Below are 24,465 nucleotides of genomic sequence, written 5' to 3' on the forward strand. Positions count from 1 at the left end.
ATACCATTATTGACATCGACTAAAGCCATTTTCGTATGCTTCGTATTACTGTCAGCAAAGGGGGGAAATCTGCTGTGAACTATTTCAGAGATTCCCTGTCTCAACAGGACTATTACTCCGAACGATCCCAAGTCCTTGGTGTTTGGCATGGAGCATTAGCCGAGCGTTTTTCTCTCCCCCCGACAGTAGTGGCGGAACACTTTGAAAGGCTCGTCAGCAACCGGCACCCCTTCACCAATAGCAAGATTACAGCCCGTGATGCGGCCAATCGGCGAGCGGGATACGACTTCACATTTAATGCTCCGAAGTCGGTCAGTATATTAGAAGCCATGACTGGTGATGACGCGATCCGCAAAGCGCACCAAACTGCAATTTCAAGAGCTATGCAGGCAGTAGAACACAATATGCAAACCCAAATGGGACAAGGGAAAAACAAGCACTATCACACGACGGGAAATCTGCTATACGCCGCCTTTGAACATGATGTCACCCGACCGGTAGAGCACGAAGTTAATGAAGAGACGAAGTTCGTCCCTGACCCGCATTTGCATACCCATTGCTTTGTTATGAACGCCACGTGGAATGAGGAACGACATTGCTATCAAGCGATTGAAATCGGTAACATTAAAAAGAATGCTCCCTACTACCAAGCCCTCTACCATTGCCATCTTGCACAAGAGTTACAACAAGCTGGTTATCGGGTCCGCCGTACACGCGGGAGTTTTGAAATTGAGGGTATTTCGCAAAATACCATTCAAAAATATTCTAACCGTACCAGAGAAATTGAGCAAGCTGCTGAAAAGAGAGGTCTTACCTGGGCAGAAGATAAAGCCACGCTCGGTGCAAAAACGCGCCACAATAAAAACTGGAGTGTTTCTCAGACCGAACAAACACAGCATTGGCAAGGAAGATTAACCTTGCAAGAACGCTTTACTATACACAGTGCCAAAGGGAAAAAAGAGGCCGTAAACGGCCTTGCTGTTGAAAAGAAAAGTGATGCGGGTGGGGGTGGGCTTTCGCCAAGGCTGGCGATTGATCTGGCCTTACAGCATTATATGGAGCGTAAGAGTGCTGTAACGGAAAAGCAAGTACTCGGGTATGCTCTGAAGCTAGGGGTAGATCGTTTAACGCCTGATGCTATCCAAGCGGAACTTGATAGCCGCAAAGGGCAAGAAGTTTTCACGGGGTCTAAGAATTCTGACACCTATCTCACCACCAAGGAAGCGCTCCGGGCAGAAGAGGAAATGAAAGCCTTTGCGGTTTCTACCCGTGCTCAATTTGAGCCGATTAATGCGGACTATGAGCTGCAACAAGACTTTCTTAATGAAGGTCAGCGCTATGCGGTACAACACACCCTCACTTCTGAAGATCAGGTCATGATAATTTCAGGAGGTGCCGGCGTGGGTAAGACGACCCTGATGAAAGAGGTGAAGGCTGGAGTAGAAGCCAGTGGACGAAAACTCTATGCCTTTGCCCCTTCGGCAGATGCTTCGCGTGGTGTGTTGCGCGACAAAGGGTTTGAAGAGGCAGATACCATTAAGAAACTCTTGGACGACCAGCAATTGCAAGAACGACTGCGTGATCAAGTCATTCTTATTGACGAAGCCGGTATGGTGGGTAACCAAACCATGAATGGTGTTTTTCAGATCGCGAAAACGCAAAACGCAAGGGTGATCCTATCTGGAGATTGGAAGCAGCATAGTTCGGTAGAATCGGGAGATTCACTCCGTTTGCTTGAGCAGCATACGCAAGTCCCTGTGGCACGCGTAAATGAAATCGTTCGCCAGCAAGACAAATCCGCCTACAAAGAAGCGGTGGGGTTACTCGCAGATGGTGAATATGAACAAGGCTTTGATCGATTGGATCAAATGGGTAGCGTCGTTGAAATTGAAGATCACACAGAGCGGCATGAACGCATTGCGAGCGACTATCTGCGATCCATCAAAGCTCCTGCTGTCAGGGAAGGAAACGGAAAACAGGTACCCCGCTCTGCCATTGTGGTGTCCCCTACTCACGCGGAAGGTCGCGCCATCACCACGGCAATTAGAACCCGTTTGAAGGAGGAAGGTATTGTGCAAGGAGAGGAACGTAAATTGAACGTACTGCGCAATCTATCCTTCACGGAAGCGGAAAAGCAGGATCACCTGAATTACCAGGAGGGCATGAGGATTAAGTTTCACCGCAACTATCAAGGATTTAAAGCTGGAGGCATCTACAATGTCAGTAGCGTCGATAAAGACGGTACCGTCATGGTTGCGGATCAGGCAACACAAAAAAACACCCCCCTGCCCTTTATGGCGGGTAATCGTTATCAAGTCTGCCAGGAAGAGGAAATCCAGCTTGCCCAAGGAGACTTGATCCGCATAACTGGAAATGGTCAAGCCCGTGAAGGACAAGCCCTCAATAATGGCGAGGGTCATACCGTAAAAGGATTTACACCTGATGGCGATATCGAGCTGTCCAACGGCATAATCCTACCGAAGGATTACGGGAGTTTCACGCAAGGCTATTACCGTACATCCCACGCCTCCCAGGGCAAGGACGCGCATGATGTTTTGATTGCTCAAAGCTCAACCTCTTTCCCTGCGTCAAACGAAAAGCAGTTCTACGTGAGTGTCTCGCGCGGCGTGAAGAGCTGCCGCATTTACACCGATGATAAGCAAGCCTTGAAATGGGCTGCCAGCCAAGGAGCAGATCGCCTTAGCGCGACGGAGCTTCTTGCTGATCAAAAGGCACAAATACCAACGTATCTGCAATGGCAGCGCCTGCATCAATACGAGTCTTATCTAAAGCATACCTATTCCAAACCAGCAAAAGAGAAAGCCTATGAGCCTGAATTCCCAGTCCCTCAGCCAAGAAGCCGACAAGATATTTCCATCGACCTCTGATTTCCACTTTCCTGGAATGAGTCAGTCCCTTCGTTCAGTGAATGAAAACGAAGACCCCGGTCTTTTGCATGGCTGCTACGAACTTGTTCCCAAGGGTGAACTCGCCCCGAAACTCAAACTTGTCTTTAAGAATGGTAATCGCTGTACTTTCCCGTATGCTTACTTGCTTCGCACAGAATTTGACGTTCAAGGGACACTGACTGTTTTTACATCCGAAAAAGTGATTGTTATTCACGGGCGAGGGTTAGACGAGCTGGAAAATCGATTGTATGATAGTCAGGTCAAATGGATTAGTGAGAGCTAGCAGTCGTTCGATGTAAAGAGTGAAAAGGTCTTTGTAAAGGAGATTGAGATTAAAGACCGAGAGAAGTAAGGAGCCTCAATATTCGTGCGCTAACATAATCGTCATAACCCGCGCAGTAACCTCAGGGTCGGTGGGGTCTTCGCTTCTATACTGTAATGACTTATCGTAGTAGTCGATCTTCCAAAATACACGGTCGTCATTGTGTTCGATTGCACCAAAGTCATGTTCTCCATAGGGATCATTGTCTTCGCTGAAGTCATTAAAGGTGCGTAGCAAGCCCAAGATCGCGAGACGATCTTCTGGCAATAAAGCCTGTATCCCTTGTGTCATGTAGATATGACTTCCTGGTTGAACGGATTGCCGGAATTCGTCGTTCAGTTTTGCGATTTTATCAGCGCGTGCTGTCAATTACCCCTCCGTGGTGACACTTAGTTACCCAAACTAGATCAGAATCAATGGTTATGCAAGACTAGTTTTGTTCTCAACTGGAGACTAACTTCCGAATTAGTTGTGAGGGGTTATGAAGTATCTTTTCTTTTGCCAAAGACTTCCTTGATTTCCTGAAAGGATAGATACATGATCACCAGAACAGCCATGGTAAGATATTGTGTAACCTCCCTCATTTCAACTGCTTTCGCCCCATCTGTCACTAGATAATATAGGCATAGAAGTAAGTCTGGTAGAGTCATTGAAACGAGCACAATCCTTATCAGAGCAGATAAATGCACTTCTTGCCTATTCCAAATATTGTAGCCTATTGGTACGATAAAGAATAAGATAGCCAGAATTACCGATATATTGATTTGATCATTCATTAGTTTTGATGTTTTCTCTTGTACTTAATTGGCTAATTTTGAATGTGATTTGTGTGCTTATGAACAGCTGTCCTCATCTAATTTAGAGCATGGTAATTAAGCACTTGAGGTTGATTATGCGTATCAAATTAGAGATGTTAGAAGCTCTCTACAAATCGGGTTTCTTAGAATTATTAAGAGCTTTACAGTACCTGGAAGTTTTGTGTTTTTTACATCTATTTGATTTTTAAGGAGTTATTAGCTTGTGAGTCTACGAAGTGTGGAGAATTGCCCAATTAAAGAGGTAAAAGATTGGTTAAGGTGGTGATGAGCATGAGATAAGCCTTATGAGTATTAAGCTCCATGATATTATCTGTTTGTATTTTGAAATATTCATTATTTGTACCATCACCGAACGTTCCCGAATCGGGTCAATGGGTGGGTTGGTGACCTGGGCAAAAAGCTGCTTGAAATAATTACTAAGGTGCTGTGATTGGTGCGAGAGGCAAGCCAGGGGAATATCAGCCCCCATGGACCCAATTGGGTCTTGCCCCTTGGAAATCATCGGCTCAATAATCACCTTCAGGTCTTCCTTGGTGATGCCGTGCAGTTGCTGAAGCCGGAAGAGCGTATCCTTGTGCAGGGAAGTCCCCGGGCGTTCTTCTAGCGGTAAGTCTTTGAGGGTGATCCGATTTGCATCCAGCCAGTCCCTATTGGGCAAACGGCGGCAAATGGTGTCTTTCAATTCCTGGTCGCCAATGATCCGGTGCTCCTTTAAGTCGGCAATCAAGATACGCCCAGGTTGTAAGCGACCTTTCATCACCACCTTGGATTGGTCGATAACCAATGCACCCGCTTCGGAAGCAACGATCAATCGATCATCATCGGTGAGGCAGTAGCGAGAGGGCCGCAGACCATTGCGATCAAGGGTCGCTCCTGCCAGGATACCATCCGTAAAGCAGATGCTGGCGGGCCCATCCCAAGGTTCCATCATGGTACGATGGTATTCATAAAAGGCCTTCTTGTGGTCTGGCATCAGTTCATCATTCTGCCAGGCCTCGGGGATCATCATCATCAAAGCATGCGGCAGACTGAAGCCATTGAGGACCAAAAATTCAAGAACATTGTCAAAATTACCAGAATCTGAAAGCTGCTCACCGCAGACAGGTAGCAATTTATCCATCTCGTCCTGTGAGAACTTGATCGACTCCAGCAAGCTTTCTTTGCTCCGCCACCAATTCAGGTTGCCACGTACGGTATTGATCTTTCCGTTGTGGGCGATCATGCGGAAGGGCTGGGCCAGCTTCCATTTGGGCATGGTATTGGTAGAAAAACGCGAGTGGATCAAAGCGATCGCCGACTTGCATCGAATATCCTGTAAATCAGGAAAATAAGGGCGCAACTGCCAGGTAGTCAATTGGCCCTTATAGACGATGGTTTTATAGGAAAAAGAAGCCAGGTAAAACTGGTCTTTGGTAGCAGGATAAGTTTGGTGAATGTTGTGGGTAGCATATTTACGCAGCACAAACAGGCGGCGTTCGAGCGCATCAGGTGCCATCGCCGTTTTAGGCTTCACGAAGACCTGCTCCATCCGAGGTTCGGTAGAACGGGAAGATGGTTCTACCTCTTCGTGGTCGGTCGTTACCTTTCGGTACCCTAACAATTCCAAGCCCAGTTGATCAATGTAATCATCGAATAGAAACCGACACTGATCGCTTAAAATCTTATCGGCTGGAAAAAATACCATTCCTACCCCGTATTCACCAAAAGCGGGGAGCGAGAAGCCATTCTCTTGGCATTTATCCACCAGGAAATCGTGCGGTAATTGAATCAGAATACCGGCTCCGTCGCCGGAATTCGGTTCGCAGCCACAAGCGCCCCGGTGCTCCATATTGACGAGCATGGTCAGTGCGTCTTTGATCAAATCATGCGTAGGAATGCCGTTGAGGTTAGCGATGAGTCCGGTACCACAGGCATCAGATTCCAATTCGGGGCAGTATAAACTTTGCTGCTGAAGATCGTCAGCTAGGTTTTGGTCAGTTTGTTGTTCTTGCATAGACAGCCTTAGATTTTGGCGGTCTTATTTGGCGGTTTGGTAGTGCTCTAAAATATTCAAACAAAAATTGAAGAGCTTATAAAAATAGAACGATTTCTTTGAGCAGTTGACAACACATCCGTCAAATCCTTAAGTATTCTACAAACTTAAAGGGCGAACGCCTTCTTCATTAGACAAGAATAATAAAACGGCACAACTTGCTGAAAAAAATAATGTGGCTAGCACAGTTATCTAATGTGCTAGCCTTGAGTTTACGGTTTAGTCGATTCTTTGACAGGCAAACCTATCAACTCAATCTTACCGCCGTCCAACGGAATGGGCTGCGCATCCAGCAAGATATTTAAGCCGACGCCATCCTTGTGGTGGAAAGCGACACCGATACGGGAGCCAATGCGGGTTTCCTGACCGTCTGCTACCTTAACATGGATGTAAAGAGCTGGTTTGTTTTGCGATTTGTCAGACATGATAATTTCTCCTTTGTTTGGGTTACTGACAAGGTCGATAGGTCATGTGCGAATTGTATTGTCAAAGAGCAATGGAGTGCTTGCACGACTCTACCTCAATGGGATTGCCTTTGATCCATTCGATTAAAGTATGACAGACCTGAAAAGCTAGAAAACCAAGCGAAAGGGGTGATTGCATTCTTGGCGAAGACCAATAAATCGGACCTCTTCCCTTCTGCGATAATTAGCAAGTAAAAAGTAGTGCAAGCAGGTCATACTGGTTTCTTTCACAAGGACAGTCCGGGTAAGGATGATTGCCTGCGAGCCACCAATTCTTCGTTAAGGTCTTTGTGTTGCAGGAAGGTTTGGTTCTGAGGGCGCACTTCAAAGGTAGGAAGGTCGGTCTGAAGTTTTTCGGTGTAGTCCCTGCCTGTCTTGTCATTATCAAAATAGGTAAGGATCGTTGAATATCCCCTCCTCCGAATGGTCTGGAGCGTTTTGTTGTACGTGGATACCGAGTGCATAATGATGGCATCCTCATCAAGCTGTTCAGTGCTTTTAAGAACAAGCAGCGATAGAAAGTCCGTCATTCCTTCAAAGATGTGAACGGTAGCACTGCCTCCGTCCCCTGCTCGCCCCAAAATAAGGCTTAGGTCTCGGTGGATCAAAGCCGATTTGAACTTATAGCGATCCGAAGCGGAACGGATTTCATACCCTTCGCTTTCGTTTTGCATACCAATGGCAAAGAAGATTTTCCCGTTTCGTTTATTCTTATAGCTCACCTCTTGCAGATACCGCTGTGCTATCTCAGCCGGAATACCGCGTACGGATTCGAGATACTCGAAGATCACCTGCCGTTTGATGGGATATGCTTCTATAAATTCTAGATCCCTTTCGACGGGATCAAGCGTGTCTTCCGGTTGAAAAGGAAAAGGTCTTTTAGCTGCTGTTTTCGTCTTTGTTTCAAAGAGACTGCCTTGATACATATCACGCAAGAAAGCCAAAGCCGCTTTAAAATCGACATCCTGATAACGCATCACAAAATCAATGACATTACCGCCTTCATCACCAAAGTCTTTCCAGATCCACTTTCCGCCAAGAAACGAGGTATGAAAGGACGCTGTATTTTCATTCCGAAACGGAGAGCGATACCAGACCTCCCTGCCCCCTTTACTCATTTTGATTGGGTTGAATCCCAGTCGCGAGAGTAAATCCGGTAAGTCAATCTTCTTAGCTTGGTTTGCATTCATAATGCTTTTTCCCCTATTTTTTATTTTAATGCCCTGCCCTTCCATTTACCAGTATGGCTTAGGAGCGAAGCAGGCTTGTCCACGTGCTTTTATTTTCATCAGCATGGATGATCATAGGCAGGTACACTGAAACCTTCTCAGAGTGCTATTTTGGCGCTAAAACCACTACGTTGTATTCCTTTGATCCTTGTCCTTCTCGAAATACCCAAGTTTTCCTCCAAATTGGAGGAGTTTTGTCCATAACTCATCATCTTCTTTTGTTTTTAATATATATTTATCATTAGTGTCAGTCATAGGAGTCACATCTGAAATTCCGCCATTTTTTGTCGTTTTTACCTCTGATTGTTTTTTTGAGGTATAGCGAATAGCACTAAGGTTAAGGCGAAGCTTTACACCTGTATACATCCCCTTTCGGTTTTTGGTCCTTGAGTAGAAAAGATACCCCTCCTCCACAGCGTCTTTGAGATAGCGAAAAACTTGTCTGCGGGATTTTCCTAAGTGCTTTGCAATAATGCCGATGGTTGTTTCAATCGGTCGTCCGTCCCCTGCCCATCCTGAAATAAGTGTGAGCATGATCCGGGTCATCGGCATGAGACGCGGATTTTTGACGAAACATTGTTTGATAGGTTTGACAAAGGTGTTGTTGTCAAGGGGGGCGTCTATGCTTTTGCGTCGAGGTTTAGCTGGATCGCTTGTCTTTTCGGTATACGGTAAAAACGCCAGAATTTGGTTCGTCATAGCGAGAGGAGAAAAAGTCCCTACTCTCCTCTGAGGTAAAATAGACAGTGATTGTTCGATCATAAATTGTCATAGCTGTGATCCACTAAAACCCTGTGAATAAGGATGCAAAAATTCCTTGCAGAGTCATTTTTGACTTGCATCCCGATTCGCACAGCGGTACTATCTAATTATTGAATTACAGAGTTCCCGCTCTAGTTTTTAAAAAAGCCGCATCGCCAAATGCGGTTTTTTTGTTTTATGGTCTTAAGAAAAGGATCAGTAAGGCTCTCCTTAGGTTTAGTTATGGAAGAAAGTTTGGCCACGATTCGGCCAAGGACACGATACAATGTATCATAGTGTATAATTATACACAATACTATACACAGGACAATACACTCCTATACATAATTATACACCCCTGCTCCGCATGCGGCAAAACCGCATGGGTAGTCATTTAATACCAACCCTGGTTAAAGAGAGACAAAAATTAAACACTGTGTATACAATTTATTGTACACGATTATACACCTATAATTATACACTAACTATACACTCCAATACACTGATATTAAACACCATTATACACAACTATACACATAGATGGTGTCCCGCTATATTTAAGGGTTACTCTTGTCTTAAGCCTCTATTTTTGGTAAAAATGATACAGGGCTATACACTGTATAGACACTGTTTAATCATACAGGGGTAAACACCATGAAAGTCAACAAATCAGAAGCGGCCAAAATGGTCGGTATAACAAGAGCTACATTATACTCTCATATTGAAAAGAAAGGTATTACGGTCGAAGAAGACAGAGATGGCAATCCAGTCATTGATGTTTCCGAGCTGATCCGTGTTTATGGAGATAAAGTAAAATTGGCTGAAGATGGGCCTGCTTTAAACAGTGATCATACACCCAAAATTGAACAGACTATACAGCGTTATACACCGGAAGCTAAACAGCCTATACAGAATAATACACCTCATAATACAGTAAACCATACACTAGCAGAGATTGAAGTCTTAAAAGAACGCATCCGTAACTTGGAAACGATTAAAGAAACTTTAGAAAGCGAGCGGAGTAGGGAGCGTGATCAACTCCATGAGCAGATTGAGAACTTGCGAGAGAATCTAGAAAAATCACAAAGTCATCACAAACAACTAACGGCATTGCTCACAGACCAAAGAAGTGACGATGAACGCCGAAATGACACCGTCCATCAGCAAAGCCAGCAAATTGAAGATTTGATGGGAGCCATGCACGAGATGATGCAAGAAAAATCCCGAGAACAAAAAAGGATTGAGATATTGGAGCAAGACTTAAAAAAACTGCGGAGGGAGGAAGACCTTATGAAAAAGTTGCATGCTCGAAACAAAAGACTTGCTCGTGAAAAAGAAGAACTGGAAAAGGAAGCAAAGAAGACCTGGTTTCAAAAGCTGCTAGGCTAAAATTCATACGGAGCATGGGGCTCAAATATCGATGTCCAAATCAAGTTCTTCCCTATCGTTATTCTTTTCGAGCTCCTTTTCTAACTGATATTCTCTAGCTCCGGCATGAAATTCTCTAGAGTAGGGCAGTATGCGAAACGTCATAAGCAGGATAAGCAGACCATCGAAGAATTGGAAGCTAAGCTAGAGTTGCGTTCAGCTTCAGTCTTCAAAAAGCTTTTTTCATCGAAATAGAGTGGAGGAGGGGAGGCTTACTTGTCCATATCCATATCCTGATCTTTTTCCGGCTCTCTATGGAGCGGCTCATAGCCTGGGTGGTTATCAATACCAGGAAACTGATTTGTTTTATCCAACTCGGCCTCCATTTGATACTCCTTGGCTCCCGCATGAAAACCTTTAGAGTAGGGGGCATCCGTATTAGCTAAGCTGGTGAGCATCTGCTGGGCAAGCTCAGGCTCATACTTCTGGATAGTATAGCCATCATTGAAGCCATCTAACATGTGTTGATCCTTTTCCATCAGTCCGTATTTACAGCGTGTTGATCCAAATAATCGAGAATGGAATCTCGATCATAATAGTACTTTTCTATATCAGGTGGTTTAGATACGCGGATCGCTCGATTATCGCGAAGTTTCTGCAAGGTATTCTTACTGACGCCTAATAGAGCCATGGCTTCTTTACTATCAATCCATTTCTTCTGTGTTTCCCCATGTTTTTCTCTCAATAGCTCGGCCAGTTTCATCATCAGCGATGAAACGGACTCAGAATTTAGGACGATCTTGATATTTGCTTCGAGATCAGACACAGGAAAAGTGGTTACAAATAAGAATTAGAAACGTGAATATAATCATTATTGGTAGAGGGGAGGGACTGAATATCGGAAAGAATAATGACGACAATAAACAGAAAAAGGCCAGACTCATACTGAATCTGACCTTAATTCCTTAGCTTTGTTAAGCTCAAAACGCCAACTGTTCCGACAACTCGGCAATTTTAACATTGCGTAAGTTGTTGATAATCAGAGTTGATGTTTCTCCTTTAGTGATCCCAGCAGGATTCGAACCTGCGACCGCCTCATTAGCTTACCAACTACAGTTTTCACTGCTTTCGGGGTGTTCCCGAAATTTGTGGTCTGGACTATAACTTCACCATTTCAGGTGCAGCACGTTTAGTCTCTACGGAACCTGGCAATAATCATCGGCAAAATTTACATTTTGTCGCTGGTTATTCTTTGGGATTTCTACCCTCAAGCAAACTGATTTATTAAATTGATTAGGATCGAAGTAATAGCACTTATCAGTATCCGGGCAATAAACACAATAGATATCTATGTATTTCTTGTCCACGGCTACATTATGCATACGCTTCGAGTCGCTATAAGTACTACTAAAGTTGATATTGAGATTACCTCTACTATCAACTGAACGCGCTTTGACCTGAACCGTCCGACTAACTCCTCCTTTATGGATCATTAAATCAAATGGTGCATGTTCGGTTTGCGGTATAGCAACAATGAACCCTTTTTCAAATAAATCAAGCTGAGCCTTCAAAATGCCTAAATCTCCAAGTGATTTTGTATGATGCTTTTTCATAGAACAAAAAGATTCGTTGACGAATAATATTTGTTCCTGCTGCTTTTCAAAACACTAAAAAGATACCAGTTTCCTCGGGATTGCCATTAATACCAGCAAAGCTGATAAAAGAAGGTTTCCCCGATACGGTGCTGTCCACTCTACCCATTTCTGTTTCTGAGTAGAGGCTCCTAATATTGTCGGTAGCTTTCTACCGACGGCTTAAAGTGAGGTGCTCTATCCAGCTGAGCTATAGGACCATTTTCACTTCAGCGGCAAAAATAAGCATTTATTTCTCCTTCTGCCAAGTACTCAACCTTTTTATTATCATTATAGTTCCTGCCTCTGACTAAACCATCAGCCCACCATCTAATACATACGTACTGCCTGTCGTGTAACTGGCTTTATTGCTTAGAAGAAAAAATACGGTTTCGGCCACTTCTTTCTCTTGTCCGTAGCGACCTAGTGGCACTTGTGCCTTGAAGCTTTCCTTCACGGCATCGGCATCTTCTCCAAGGCCCTGTTCTAGACTGTCCATCATCCGGCTGTCAATAACGCCAGGGTGGACGGTGTTTACTCTGATATTGCGCTCGGCACCTTCCAGCGCAGCGGTACGCATAATACCAATCGTGGCGTGTTTACTGGTAATGTAGGGCAACATGCCCGCAGTGCCTTGCAAGCCGGCTACGGAAGAAGTGATGACAATCGCGCCACCTTCACTAATCACCGGCATGACGTACTTCATACCCAGCATTACGCCGTATACATTTACTTGCATGACTTGGTCAAAATCCTCCAATTTGACATCGGGGATCAAGGCCACTTTGCCTTCAATGCCTGCATTGTTAAAGAATAAGTCTACACCACCGAATTTTTTCACGGTAGCATCTACGTAGGCTTTTACCTCTTTTTCTTTGGTAACATCGGCTACGTGGTAAGCAACTTGATCCGTAGGAAGACTTTTTGCTTTCGCTTTTAAAGCATCTTCTTCAATGTCAACCAACATGATATTTGCCCCAGCTTGTGCAAAAAGCTCAGCTGTGGCATAACCAATTTCTCCGGCAGCACCTGTTATAATTATGGTTTTATTTTTCATTATTCATTTGTTTTTTAGTCAAAAAATGCTTCTACTTCCTTTTTTAAGTTTTGCCATTGGGACTTGTTTCCGCTTAGGGCGGCAATGACTTCTTTGGCTTTCGAAAGCCCAAAGCCACTGGCTTCTTCCCAGCCAATCTTGGGCGGCAAGGCAAGTTCTCCACTGTTGACAATGGCATTGATCACGAAGGGGCCTTTGCTAGCTTTGGCCTGAGCAATGGCTCCGGCAATATCTTTGGCATGCGCTACTTTGATGCCTTTTCCTCCGCAGAGTTCCGAGAAAGCGGCAAAATCAAAATTATTGACTTTCAGGGCATCCAGATTCGGCATCAAGCCAGCTTCCTCCATTTCTATTTTCACAAACCCTAACTGTGAATTGTTGAGGACCAAAATCTTGATGGGTAATTCGTAGGTGACCGCCGTCATAAAGTCTTGTAGGGTCATATTGAAAGCACCATCTCCGACAATGGCCCAAACTTCACGTTCAGGATAGGCAAATTGAGCACCGATGGCTCCGGGCAGGCCAACCCCCATGGAGCCGTGATTGAAAGAGCCTATCATACGGCGTTCGCCGTGGAAAGACATAAAGTTGGAAGCCCAGATGGCCGCCGCTCCGGTTTCAATGACGAAAATGGCATCGTCGCTTGCCTGGTCGCTGATTTGTTGGGTGAAAATTTGTGGGTGTAGCGGTTCCAAGTCGCGTTCAGCGTCTGCTTCATTGCGACGGTCTTCCAGCCACCGTTGGAATTGATCTTCTAGCTTGCGCAGGAAATCATCTTCTTGCTTGGGGTTGATCAGCGGAATCAAGGCCGTTGCTGCCGATTTCAAATCAGCGTGCAATCCATAATCTACCGACGTTCGGTTACCAATGTTTTCCGCCCGAACATCAATTTGTATGGTCTTCGTATTCTCCGGAAGGAATTTGGTATAAGGAAAATCGGTTCCCAACATCAACAATACCTCACTATCCATGACGGCTTGATAACCAGAGGGATTGCCAATTAACCCGGACAGGCCGACCACTTGAGGCGTTTGGTGATCAAAAATATCGGATGCTCTCAGACTGTGTGTAATGGGGGCTTTTAGGCGTTTTGCGAGTTCCAGTACTTCTGCTTTCGCATTGCGGCAACCAGCGCCAGCAAGAATGCCAACGGTAGTAGCTTCGTTTAATACTTGGGCAATTTGTTTCAGCTGCTCTTTTGGTGGCACCATCACTGATTTGGAACGAAATACCTGGTGAACAAAATCGGTATTGGCTGCGGGCATCGCGGCAATGTCAGCTGGCAACTCAATCCGGCATACCGCTGATTCGTTAATCGCTATTCGGATGGCCCGCAAGATAACACGGGGCGCTTCCTCTGGTGAGCGAATGATGGCCTGGTATTCACAAACGTCATCATAAATCTTCTCGAGATCTACTTCCTGATGATAATTGGTGCCAAGGTGTTCTACGGGGATTTGTCCGGTAATTGCAATAACAGGACTGCGTTCCTTTTTGGCATTATAAAGGCCATTGATCAAATGCAGGGCACCCGGCCCCACGGTACTCGCACAGACGCCAAAATTACCCGTCAGCTCTCCTTGGGCAAAGGCCGCGTAGGCACCATTTTCTTCGTGGTTGACTCTGATCCAGCTGATGTCTTCTCTTTTACCAATGGCCGAAACCAAAGGATTGAGGGCATCACCGGCTACACCAAAAATTTGTTTTACGCCCTCCTGGGCTAAAATATCGAGGAGTTGTTCAGAAACGTTCATAGTAGTTGTTTCTTTTCCAACCTGAGATTTTTGGGGAATGTTCACTTAATGCTTTTTTTGAACAGTTTGTGGATGCCGTGAAATATGGCCAACGTACCAACCTCGTATCTTTACAAAGAACCGATGCACCCTTTCAGTACCCTTGATACTGCTGAAGTACGGGCCATCCACCATTATCTGACTTCCTTGCAGTAAGCGCATGGCATTAATTGATTAGATTTACCATACAAAGGTCACCTTGAAGTACTTGATACTTTCTCAAGGTGGCTTTTTATTTTACTCAGATAATAATTTCTTTTGAATAAAAGGACCGAGGATAATTTTGCTGCGCTAATCGATCAATACGACGACCTCAAATTCGCACTCCTCGAAGCGCAAACCTTTGATCCCATCCATTTTGGTTTTCCTCCCTTGTATTACCAAATCATGGAAAGCGATCAGGAGAGGGTAGGGGCTTTCCAGAGGGCTTTTGCACTGTACGATTTTCACAACAAAGTGGTTTGTGAAGCGGGGGTAGGGCGCTTAGCACTCACGCGGTTTTACCTTCCTTTCGTAAAACACGCTTACCTCATAGAGCACAACCCCGATTTGCGATCAACCATTGAAGCGGTTATCGCGCAAAACAACTGGCAGGATAAAGTTACCTTGCTATTTGATGATGCCCGTACCGTGGTACTCCCCGAACCCATTGATACCCTAATCGGCGAGATGATGAGTATTTTTTGCGCCAACGAATACCAGGTACAGGTTTTTCAGCATCTCCGGCAATACCTTCGTCCTGAGGGTACACTGTTTCCCCAGCGGATTATCAATCTTGCCCAACTGGCACAGGTTGATTTTTCAACTTCTCCCAACCATTATCCAATCAACTTTACCCGGCATCTGCCCACGGTACTCTCCGGCCAGGTGGCCGTCAATACGATTGCCTTAATGAAGGAAGTAGAGCAGGAGGTCAATATTCAGCAGCCTGTGACCGCATTGCTCTCTGGCGAAGTCAACGCTTTGTGCCTACGTTCCTTTGTAGAGATTTCTCCTGGCATCAATTTTACGGGCACGGATAGCTTGATGCCGCCCACTGTCCTCAAGTTAGCGCACTCCCAAGCTGTTGAAACAGGAGCAACTTACCAGCTGAAAGGCCATTTTAAGTATGGCACTTCGCTGGATGATGCGGTGTTTTGGTTGGAAAAGTAAGGGGGAACCATCTTAGCAGGTAAACAGAAGGAGGGCTTGCGTACTTTTTTAGATGCTATCATAAAGTAATTAATCGTTAATTAATTTTACTCATTTAAAATTTTCTCTCTTGTTGATTTTTTAATTATTGACAATTTTTTTTGTGCAACTTTGGCTAAATTCCACTAATTGGAAAATATTATTACTTTTAATCTACAAAATTACCACCAATGAACCCCAACACGCTCTTCTACGAACCCTCCGGCAGAATTAATCCAATTGGTCTGGCTGCTGCTTATATTGCTGGGTTGCTGATAACGAGCTTGTTAGCGTATCTCTATACGCTGATTGTACAGTTCATTCCTTTGATATATTTCAACTTTCTGATCACGGTCGGTTTTGGGATTGCTCTAGGAGTTCTCGTGCGATTGTTGACAAAGTTGACCCAAAATCGCAGTCTTCAACACCAACTCATCCTTGCCATTGTACTGGGGCTTTTTGCCAATTATTGTCAGTGGGTTGGCTTCGTCGTTTACGCCGTGATGGGGAGTATTCCCAGCATCGGAGATTATTACCTCAATCTTGGATTGATAACAGCACCCGACACCTTTTTCGGGGTGATTGGGGAGATCAACAGGGTAGGAATGTGGGAGGTCTTTGGTATCCCTTTTAATGGGGTAATCCTGACCATTATCTGGTTGCTGGAATTTGCGATAATTGCCGCTTTCCCCGTTATCGGGGTGTACAAAGCAAAACCGATTCCCTACGCGGAAGACCTGCAAACCTGGTACCCCAAATACGAGCTCGATACAGACTTTGAAGCCATCCTCGGGCCCGATCGCTTTGTGGAACGCTTGCGGGAAAATGCGCTTACGGCACTGCAAGAACTCGAACCAGGTAAGGCCTGGAAGTATTCAAAGGCGCATATTCACTACCTTCCTGAGGCTACGCACCAGTATCTCAGCATCGAGAAAATCTATATTGAAGAACGAGGCCAGGGAAACAAAGAAGTAGAAGAGGTGATCAATAATTTTCGGCTCGACCGGCAAATGGCCAAAGCTATCTTAGATGCTTTCCCGTATAGAAAAGAGAAGTGGGAGTGGTAGGTAGGCACTTCGTTTTTATTATCAGCTTTAGGAAATATTTTTTCAACGCGTTATATCTCTGTTATGAAATATTATCCCATTCTTTTGTTGTTACTAGCAATCCTTCATGGTATTGATGCTCAAACGGATACCGTTATTCTCGCTGAAAACCGAGAGCAATTGGTGCAGATGGTGAGAGACTTGGAGGATGATCCTCGTTATGCGGTTTCGGTAACGGTCTTCACCGGAGAAGTGAACCCCGCTGGTGATCCTGATGGCCGTTGGATTTATTATGAAGACTTGGACAAAAAGCTTAAGATCTATGAAGGTGAATATGTTGATGGTTTAAAGGAAGGAGTCTGGCTACGCTACACGAACAATTATTGGGGCAGTAAATTGTCCGCCCAGGAAAATTGGAGGAATGACAAATTGCTAGAGTATGCTTCTTTTTATGATACCCACAAGCCATCTATTCATTTTAAAAGTAAGTATGGTGTAGACGAGGAAGCCGCTTTGGCAATGTATGTTCTCGAACAAATTGGTCATGGGTTAATGTATTATTTGCCCCAAAGTCCAGATGAAATAAGGGTCCAAATTTTGGATATAATCGTTTCCATTTTACTAGATGCTGGCCTACCTCAGGCAGAAATAGCGTTCTGGAACCACGAGGAACAATTAAGCAGGGAATATCTTATTGAAAACAATGAGTTAGTGCAGCAGATTCACTATCAGTATAGTTTTTCGAAAATTGAGCAGAAGCAAGTATTTATAAATAAGCTTTTACATTCTACGGAAGTATATGATTTGCAATATTACGAAAAGCGTTACGTAAGGACTTATTATCCTAACGGAGAAGTAATGGAAGAAGGAGACTTGTTAATTGAGGAAGACCGCAAGACAGGTTTATGGAAGGGCTACTACGAAAACGGGAAAAAGAAGTATTCGGGCGTTTACCGGCAGGGAGAAAAACATGGAGTTTGGAAACATTGGACAGAGAACGGCGACGTCGTTGAGAAAATTCAATATAAAAATGGCATGGTTGTAGACTAAGAGACGGAGAAAAAATAAGTGTAACAGCTTTCGATTTTTATAAATCTCAAAAGAAAGTTGTTCCACTTATTTCCGTCAATTTTGATGAGCTTGCTACAACTCCGAGGAACTAAGTGACAACTCTGAGGAGCTTGCGACGATCAGCGAAGCTAATCACCGAAGCTAAATTACTAAGGTTGTTTTGGGAAGTTCTGTTTAGACATCGGAAAAAACAGCCCACTTAAAGTGCTATAGCTGGGGCCAGCGTGAATTTCGTTTGTTTTTCATGAGTGAGAAAATAGAACCAGCGGATGGGTTTTGCGAACTTTTATTTCTTATTGAGGATGTTTTGGCCAATAAATGATCTGAATTCATCAAACAGGCCCTTGGTTTGATTTTGCACTGTTGGCAAAAAACAAATGCTCTTAATCTTGTAGATCACTTAATGATTTAATGGATACATTGCTAATCATCCAAAGAAATCGTTCTATTTTTATAAGCTCTTCAATTTCTGTTTGAATATTTTAGAGCACTGCCCAACCGCCAAATAAGACCGCCATAATCTAAGGCTGTCTATGCAAGAACAACTAACTGACCAAAACCTAGCTGACGATCTTCAGCAGCAAAGTTTATACTGCCCCGAATTAGAATCTGATGCCTGTGGTACCGGCCTCATTGCCAATCTCAGTGGCATTCCTACGCATGATTTGATTAAAGATGCCCTGACCATGCTAATGAACATGGAGCACCGAGGGGCTTGTGGCTGTGAACCCAATTCTGGTGACGGAGCAGGAATTCTGATTCAATTGCCCCACGATTTTTTGGTAGACAAGTGCCAGGAAAATGGCTTCACCCTCCCCGAGTTTGGAAAATATGGGGTAGGTATGGTCTTTTTTCCGGGTGATAAAATTTTGAGTGATCAGTGTCGCTTCTTATTTGATGATTATATTGATGAGCTGGGTTTAGAACTTTTAGGTTACCGTAAGGTCACTACCGACCACGAAGAGGTAGGGCCTACTTCCCGCACTACGGAGCCACGAATGGAGCAAGTCTTTGTGAAGCCCAAAACAGAGATGACTCCCGATGCGCTAGAACGCCGCCTTTTTGTTTTGCGGAAATATGCTACCCACAACATTCATCAAACTTACGCGGCTACCAAAGACCAGTTTTACCTGGCTTCTTTTTCCTACAAAACCATCGTCTACAAAGGACAATTGACGACCTGGCAATTACGCCCTTATTTTCCTGATTTACAGGATATTCGCTGCAAATCCGCGATTGCTTTGATCCACTCTCGTTTTTCTACCAATACGGTACCCAAGTGGAAACTGGCTCAGCCCTTTCGCATGATCGCCCACAACGGAGAGATCAATACCGTACGTGGCAACCTGAACTGGTGGCGGAGCAAAGAAAGCTTGCTGGAGTCGATCAAGTTCTCACAGGAAGAGATGGATAAATTGCTACCTGTCTGCGGTGAGCAGCTTTCAGATTCTGGTAATTTTGACAATGTTCTTGAATTTTTGGTCCTCAATGGCTTCAGTCTGCCGCACGCTTTGATGATGATGATCCCCGAGGCCTGGCAGAATGATGAACTGATGCCAGATCACAAGAAGGCCTTTTATGAATACCATCGTACCATGATGGAACCTTGGGATGGGCCCGCCAGCATCTGCTTTACGGATGGTATCCTGGTAGGAGCGACCCTTGATCGCAATGGTCTGCGGCCCTCTCGCTACTGCCTCACCGATGATGATCGATTGATCGTTGCTTCCGAAGCGGGTGCATTGGTTATCGACCAATCCAAGGTGGTGATGAAAGGTCGCTTACAGCCTGGGCGTATCTTGATTGCCGACTTAAAGGAGCACCGGATCATTGGTGATCAGGAATTGAAAGACACCATCTGCCGCCGTTTGCCCTATAGGGAATGGCTGGATGCAAATCGGATCACCCTCAAAGACTTACCGCTAGAAGAACGCCCAGGGACTTCCCTGCACAAGGATACGCTCTTCCGGCTTCAGCAACTGCACGGCATCACCAAGGAAGACCTGAAGGTGATTATTGAGCCGATGATTTCCAAGGGGCAAGACCCAATTGGGTCCATGGGGGCTGATATTCCTCTGGCTTGCCTCTCGCACCAATCACAGCACCTTAGTAATTATTTCAAGCAGCTTTTTGCCCAGGTTACCAACCCACCCATTGACCCGATTCGGGAACGTTCGGTGATGTCGCTCTACGCGATGTTGGGTGGGGAAGACAATATCCTGGATGTAAAACCGGAAAGGGCGCGCTATATTCACCTCGATCATCCGTTGTTGACCAATGACGATTTGGGGCGGATCAAGCAGCTGCACCACCCGCATTACAAGACGGGCACCATCAACGCTATCTTTAAAATTGGTGGGCAGTCGGGCCGCTTGCGTGCTGCGGTGGATCACATCTGCGCCATGGCGGAGGACCTCGTTCGTAATGGCCACGGCATCTTGGTGATCAGCGACCGTCAGGCGGATGCCTTTCATGCGCCCATCCCGAGTTTGCTGTCGGTAGGTGCTATTCACCATCATCTGGTACGTCTTGGCTTGCGTTCTCAGACCTCCCTGGTGGTAGAAACGGGCGATGCTCGGGAGACGCATCATTTTGCTACCCTTATTGGTTACGGAGCCAGCGCTGTCAATCCTTATTTGACTTACGCTACGATCTCCGATTTGTACCACAAGGGAGCTTTCGGGAAAGAAAAACCTCGCGATTATTACATTGAAGTATACAATAAGGCGATCGGCAAAGGCTTGCTAAAGATCATGTCAAAAATTGGCGTTTCTACTTTGCAATCTTACCAAGGGGCACAGATCTTCGAAGCCTTGGGGATTCACCGCGAGGTGGTAGATCATTGTTTTACGGGCACCATCAGCCGTATCCAGGGGGTTGGTTTTGATGGGATTGCTCGTGAAAGTCTGGTACGCCATGATTTGGCTTACCCGAAACAGGCACTCCCTAATCCGCAGTTGGAGGTAGGTGGCGTTTACCAGTGGAAACGAAGAGGGGAGGAGCATACTTTCAATCCCAAGAGTATTCATTACCTCCAGTTGGCCGCTCGTACCAATGACTATGAGGCATATAAAAAGTACGCCGCTGAAATCAATCACCAAACGGAGAAAGCACTTACCCTTCGCGGCTTGTTGGCTTTCCGTAAAGGAGACCCTATTCCAATAGAGCAGGTGGAACCCGTAGAGGCGATCATGAAGCGTTTTGCGACTGGAGCGATGTCTTTTGGTTCGATTTCCTGGGAGGCACACACCACCTTGGCGATTGCGATGAACCGCATTGGTGGTCGCAGCAATTCCGGAGAAGGTGGAGAAGATGAAGTGCGCTTCCAGATGGATGAGCATGGCGATAGCATGAATTCGGCTACCAAGCAGGTCGCTTCGGGGCGTTTTGGGGTCACGAGCTATTACTTGAGCCAAGCCAATGAATTGCAGATTAAAATGGCGCAAGGCGCTAAACCCGGAGAAGGAGGGCAATTACCCGGCGGAAAAGTTGACGACTGGATCGGTCGGGTACGACATTCTACGCCTGGCGTAGGTTTGATTTCGCCACCGCCTCACCACGATATTTATTCCATCGAAGATTTAGCACAGCTGATTTTTGATTTAAAGAATGCCAACCGGGATGCTCGCATCAATGTAAAATTGGTTTCCAAAGCAGGGGTGGGTATTATCGCCAGTGGTGTAGCTAAAGCCCACGCCGATGCTATTCTTATTTCTGGTTATGATGGAGGAACCGGGGCATCACCACTGTCCTCCATTCGTCACGCTGGCCTTCCGTGGGAGCTTGGTTTGGCGGAAAGCCACCAGACCCTGGTAAAAAATAAACTTCGTGATCGGGTGACCCTCCAAACGGATGGTCAGTTGCGCACTGGGCGGGATTTGGCTATCGCCACCTTGCTTGGCGCAGAAGAATGGGGTGTTGCTACTGCGGCATTGGTCGTAGAAGGGTGCATCATGATGCGCAAATGCCACGTAAATACTTGCCCGGTAGGTATTGCGACCCAGGATACAGAACTGCGTAAGCGATTTACCGGTAAACCGGAACACGTGATCAATTTCTTCCGCTTTTTAGCACAAGACCTTCGCGAGATCATGGCGGAACTAGGCTTCCGTGCCATCAATGACATGGTGGGCCACGTAGAGCGTCTGAAAGTGAATCGGGAAGTAAGCTACTGGAAATACCGGGATTTGGATCTTACCCCTTTACTGTACAAGGAAGCGGTAGGAGAAGAAGTAGGGCAGTACAAGAAAGTCGTTCAGGATCATGGTATTGATCAGATTTTGGACCGCCAACTAATTGCGCACGCCCAACCGGCCTTGCTAGCTGCCCAACATGTGAAAACGACCTTTGCCATCAAAAACACCGATCGGGCAGTAGGCACGATGCTTTCTTACGAGATCAGTAAATACTGGAAAGGAGATGGTCTGCCGGATGCTTGTATCCAGTATCGTTTCCGCGGCTCAGCGGGGCAGAGTTTTGGTGCTTTTGGCGCTCGCGGGATCGAGTTTGTCCTCGAAGGAGAAGCCAATGACTACTTTGGTAAAGGACTCTCAGGCGGTCGCCTCATTGTTGTACCTGACCGGGAAGCGAAATTTGATCCGGCTAAGAACATTATCATCGGGAACGTTGCCTTTTATGGCGCTACCGACGGAGAAGCTTACATCAAAGGATTGGCCGGTGAACGTTTTGCTGTTCGAAATTCTGGTGTAAAAACGGTGGTAGAAGGTATCGGTGATCACGGTTGTGAATACATGACAGGTGGCTTGGTCGTGAACCTGGGAGAAACCGGTAAGAATTTTGCCGCAGGAATGAGTGGAGGTATGGCTTACGTTTATGATCCGAGGAAGGATTTTGCCGAAAGGCTCAATGCGGAAATGGTAGAACTGGAGCCCCTCGGGAAAGATGATGAAATGCTGCTGAGGCAGATGCTGCGCAATCATTTTGCCTACACATCCAGCAAAACAGCCCTGGAGATGCTGAATAACTGGGAAGCTACCCTCAAGGTGTTTACCAAGGTAATGCCCAGTGATTACAAAGCCGTATTGGAGCGCAAGCAGGAAAAACCAGCCATTGATGTGAAAATGGCGCCCACGGCTTAAAAGGTCGGAAGTTGGAGGTGGGAAGTCGGAAATATTTGATTCCTGCTAGGTGGAACACTTTCCTCTTGTTCTTCGTGTATCTCACTTTACTTCCGACTTCCCACTTCCGCTTTCCGACTTCCCAAAACCCTTACACTTTTACACCTTTACACCCCAAAACCAACAACCAACAACAATCAACCAACAACCAACCAACAACCCAAAGAATATGGCCGATCCAACAGGATTTTTGACACACGATAGAAGCCTTCCCGAGCTACGGCCCGTGCAAGAGCGTAAGAAAGATTACAAAGAATTGTACCAGGAGTTTCCTCCTGAAAAGACCGTTGCCCAGGCCTCGCGCTGCATGGATTGCGGTGTGCCTTTTTGCCACAATGGTTGCCCATTGGGGAATATCATTCCCGAGTTCAACGATGCAGTTTACGAAGAAGACTGGCGCACGGCGTATGATATTCTGAGTAGCACGAATAACTTTCCGGAATTCACGGGGAGAATTTGTCCGGCTCCTTGTGAGTCGGCATGTGTGCTGGGGATCAACCAGCCACCAGTGGCTATTGAACACATTGAGAAAAGTATTGCCGAAGTGGCTTACGAGCGCGGTTACATCCGCCCCAATCCACCCACAAGTCGTACCGGCAAACAGGTAGCCGTGGTAGGTAGTGGCCCCGCCGGGCTGGCCGCAGCAGATCAACTCAATCGGGCAGGCCATACCGTGACGGTCTTTGAACGGGATGATGCTATCGGTGGCTTGTTGCGCTACGGAATTCCAGATTTTAAACTCGAAAAAAGAGTGATTGATCGTCGACTGGCAGTGATGGAGGCCGCTGGGGTACGTTTCCAGACCAATGCCAATGTCGGAGAAAACATTCCGGTTGGGCGTTTGCTGGCAGACTATCATGCAGTAGTGCTTTGTGGTGGTGCGACCATTCCGCGCGACTTGCAGGTTCCTGGACGTGAAAGTAAAGGCGTCCATTTTGCGATGGAATTCCTCAAGCAAAACAACAAGCGGGTAGCGGGTAAGGATATCAGTAGCCAGCTACCAATTTTGGCGACAGGTAAAAACGTGATCGTCATCGGTGGTGGTGATACCGGCGCCGATTGTGTCGGAACTTCCAACCGGCAGGGAGCCGCTTCCGTTACCCAAATTGAGATCATGAGTAAACCACCCACCGAGCGTGCCGAAAACAACTGGCCTAATTGGCCATTGATTTTACGTACCTCTACCAGCCACGAAGAAGGTTGTGAAAGAGAGTGGGCATTGATGACCAAAGAGATCATCAGCGATGCGCATGGTGCCATTAAAGCGATCCGTACCGTAAGGGTACTTTGGGAAAAAGATCCTGCAACGGGGCGCATGAACATGATGCCCCAGGAAGGTACCGAGAAAGATTGGCCTTGTGAATTATTGCTGATTGCTGCGGGGTTCTTGTATCCTCAGAAGCCAGGTTTGTTGGAACAATTGGGAATAGGCCTCGACGGCCGTGGCAACGTACTGGCCAACAATTACCAAACCAATGTGCCCAAAGTTTTTGCAGCTGGCGACATGCGCCGTGGACAAAGCCTGGTGGTTTGGGCCATTAGTGAAGGGCGTGAAGCTGCCAAAGCAGTAGATGCCTTTTTGGAAGAAGGCGAGAGTGTACTGGAAGCTCGCGACAAGGGTAAGTTGGTGGTAAATGGTTGATCGCTTGCGGAGATAAAGTTTGAAGTCGATAATA

General features: G+C 45.9%; 19 protein-coding genes. 8 read left to right on the top strand and 11 right to left on the bottom strand.

Annotation, left to right across the window (positions count from 1 at the left end):
* Window positions 1-35 precede the first annotated feature (35 nt).
* Both mobF and AB0L18_RS19990 read left to right on the top strand, forming a co-directional pair.
* Window positions 36-2,888 (top strand): MobF family relaxase, encoded by a 2,853-nt coding sequence (gene mobF / locus AB0L18_RS19985; RefSeq protein WP_367389090.1) that lies wholly within the window; start codon window positions 36-38, stop codon window positions 2,886-2,888.
* Window positions 2,827-3,192, top strand: coding sequence for a hypothetical protein (locus AB0L18_RS19990; protein ID WP_367389091.1), 366 nt, complete (start codon window positions 2,827-2,829; stop codon window positions 3,190-3,192). Before mobF ends, AB0L18_RS19990 begins: the two co-directional genes overlap by 62 nt.
* Before the next feature lie 75 nt (window positions 3,193-3,267).
* Here the strand turns inward: AB0L18_RS19990 and AB0L18_RS19995 are convergent, their stop codons facing one another.
* From AB0L18_RS19995 to AB0L18_RS20020, 6 genes are all read right to left on the bottom strand, one after another.
* Window positions 3,268-3,600 carry a DUF3768 domain-containing protein gene (locus tag AB0L18_RS19995; protein WP_367389092.1) on the bottom strand — a complete coding sequence of 111 codons (333 nt, stop codon included), beginning with the start codon at window positions 3,598-3,600 and terminating at the stop codon, window positions 3,268-3,270.
* 110 nt (window positions 3,601-3,710) lie between these two features.
* The gene (locus AB0L18_RS20000) at window positions 3,711-4,007 is read right to left on the bottom strand and encodes a hypothetical protein (protein WP_367389093.1); all 297 of its coding nucleotides are present in this window, start codon (window positions 4,005-4,007) and stop codon (window positions 3,711-3,713) included.
* A 295-nt stretch (window positions 4,008-4,302) separates the two neighbouring features.
* Window positions 4,303-6,042 carry a glutamate synthase central domain-containing protein gene (locus AB0L18_RS20005; RefSeq protein WP_367389094.1) on the bottom strand — a complete coding sequence of 580 codons (1,740 nt, stop codon included), beginning with the start codon at window positions 6,040-6,042 and terminating at the stop codon, window positions 4,303-4,305.
* Window positions 6,043-6,293: 251 nt separating this feature from the next.
* On the bottom strand, window positions 6,294-6,506 hold the full coding sequence (locus AB0L18_RS20010) for a hypothetical protein (protein ID WP_367389095.1): 213 nt from the start codon (window positions 6,504-6,506) through the stop codon (window positions 6,294-6,296).
* 266 nt (window positions 6,507-6,772) lie between these two features.
* The gene (locus AB0L18_RS20015; RefSeq protein ID WP_367389096.1) at window positions 6,773-7,735 is read right to left on the bottom strand and encodes a toprim domain-containing protein; all 963 of its coding nucleotides are present in this window, start codon (window positions 7,733-7,735) and stop codon (window positions 6,773-6,775) included.
* Window positions 7,736-7,900: 165 nt separating this feature from the next.
* Complete coding sequence (locus AB0L18_RS20020) at window positions 7,901-8,536, bottom strand: hypothetical protein (protein WP_367389097.1); 636 nt, start codon at window positions 8,534-8,536, stop codon at window positions 7,901-7,903.
* Window positions 8,537-9,169: 633 nt separating this feature from the next.
* On the opposite strand from AB0L18_RS20020, the gene AB0L18_RS20025 reads away from it, so the two are divergent.
* Entirely contained in the window at window positions 9,170-9,904 is a 735-nt protein-coding gene (locus tag AB0L18_RS20025) for a hypothetical protein (protein ID WP_367389098.1), read from the top strand.
* 251 nt (window positions 9,905-10,155) lie between these two features.
* Here AB0L18_RS20025 and AB0L18_RS20030 read toward each other — a convergent pair whose 3' ends face one another.
* The 5 genes from AB0L18_RS20030 to AB0L18_RS20050 form a co-directional block, all read right to left on the bottom strand.
* Window positions 10,156-10,422, bottom strand: coding sequence for a hypothetical protein (locus AB0L18_RS20030; RefSeq protein WP_367389099.1), 267 nt, complete (start codon window positions 10,420-10,422; stop codon window positions 10,156-10,158).
* Window positions 10,422-10,709 (bottom strand): helix-turn-helix domain-containing protein, encoded by a 288-nt coding sequence (locus tag AB0L18_RS20035; protein ID WP_367389100.1) that lies wholly within the window; start codon window positions 10,707-10,709, stop codon window positions 10,422-10,424. Before AB0L18_RS20035 ends, AB0L18_RS20030 begins: the two co-directional genes overlap by 1 nt.
* Before the next feature lie 370 nt (window positions 10,710-11,079).
* A complete protein-coding gene (locus tag AB0L18_RS20040; protein ID WP_367389101.1) occupies window positions 11,080-11,496 on the bottom strand; it encodes a group I intron-associated PD-(D/E)XK endonuclease in 417 nt (138 codons plus the stop codon).
* Between the two features lie 328 nt (window positions 11,497-11,824).
* The gene (locus AB0L18_RS20045) at window positions 11,825-12,571 is read right to left on the bottom strand and encodes an SDR family NAD(P)-dependent oxidoreductase (protein ID WP_367389102.1); all 747 of its coding nucleotides are present in this window, start codon (window positions 12,569-12,571) and stop codon (window positions 11,825-11,827) included.
* Window positions 12,572-12,585: 14 nt separating this feature from the next.
* Window positions 12,586-14,325: a thiamine pyrophosphate-dependent enzyme gene (locus AB0L18_RS20050; protein ID WP_367389103.1), complete on the bottom strand. Its 1,740-nt coding sequence runs from the start codon at window positions 14,323-14,325 to the stop codon at window positions 12,586-12,588.
* 297 nt (window positions 14,326-14,622) lie between these two features.
* Between AB0L18_RS20050 and AB0L18_RS20055 the strand changes: the two genes are divergently transcribed.
* The 5 genes from AB0L18_RS20055 (at window position 14,623) to AB0L18_RS20075 (ending at window position 24,431) form a co-directional block, all read left to right on the top strand.
* Window positions 14,623-15,516, top strand: a complete 894-nt coding sequence (locus AB0L18_RS20055; protein ID WP_367389104.1) for a hypothetical protein — start codon at window positions 14,623-14,625, stop codon at window positions 15,514-15,516.
* 209 nt (window positions 15,517-15,725) lie between these two features.
* Window positions 15,726-16,601 carry a hypothetical protein gene (locus tag AB0L18_RS20060; RefSeq protein WP_367389105.1) on the top strand — a complete coding sequence of 292 codons (876 nt, stop codon included), beginning with the start codon at window positions 15,726-15,728 and terminating at the stop codon, window positions 16,599-16,601.
* Window positions 16,602-16,664: 63 nt separating this feature from the next.
* On the top strand, window positions 16,665-17,630 hold the full coding sequence (locus AB0L18_RS20065; RefSeq protein ID WP_367389106.1) for a toxin-antitoxin system YwqK family antitoxin: 966 nt from the start codon (window positions 16,665-16,667) through the stop codon (window positions 17,628-17,630).
* A gap of 554 nt (window positions 17,631-18,184) precedes the next feature.
* A complete protein-coding gene (gene gltB / locus AB0L18_RS20070) occupies window positions 18,185-22,750 on the top strand; it encodes a glutamate synthase large subunit (protein ID WP_367389107.1) in 4,566 nt (1,521 codons plus the stop codon).
* Window positions 22,751-22,958: 208 nt separating this feature from the next.
* A complete protein-coding gene (locus tag AB0L18_RS20075) occupies window positions 22,959-24,431 on the top strand; it encodes a glutamate synthase subunit beta (RefSeq protein ID WP_367389108.1) in 1,473 nt (490 codons plus the stop codon).
* The last annotated feature ends 34 nt before the right edge of the window (window positions 24,432-24,465 follow it).

The sequence above is a fragment of the Lewinella sp. LCG006 genome (assembly GCF_040784935.1).
Lineage (GTDB): Bacteria > Bacteroidota > Bacteroidia > Chitinophagales > Saprospiraceae > Lewinella.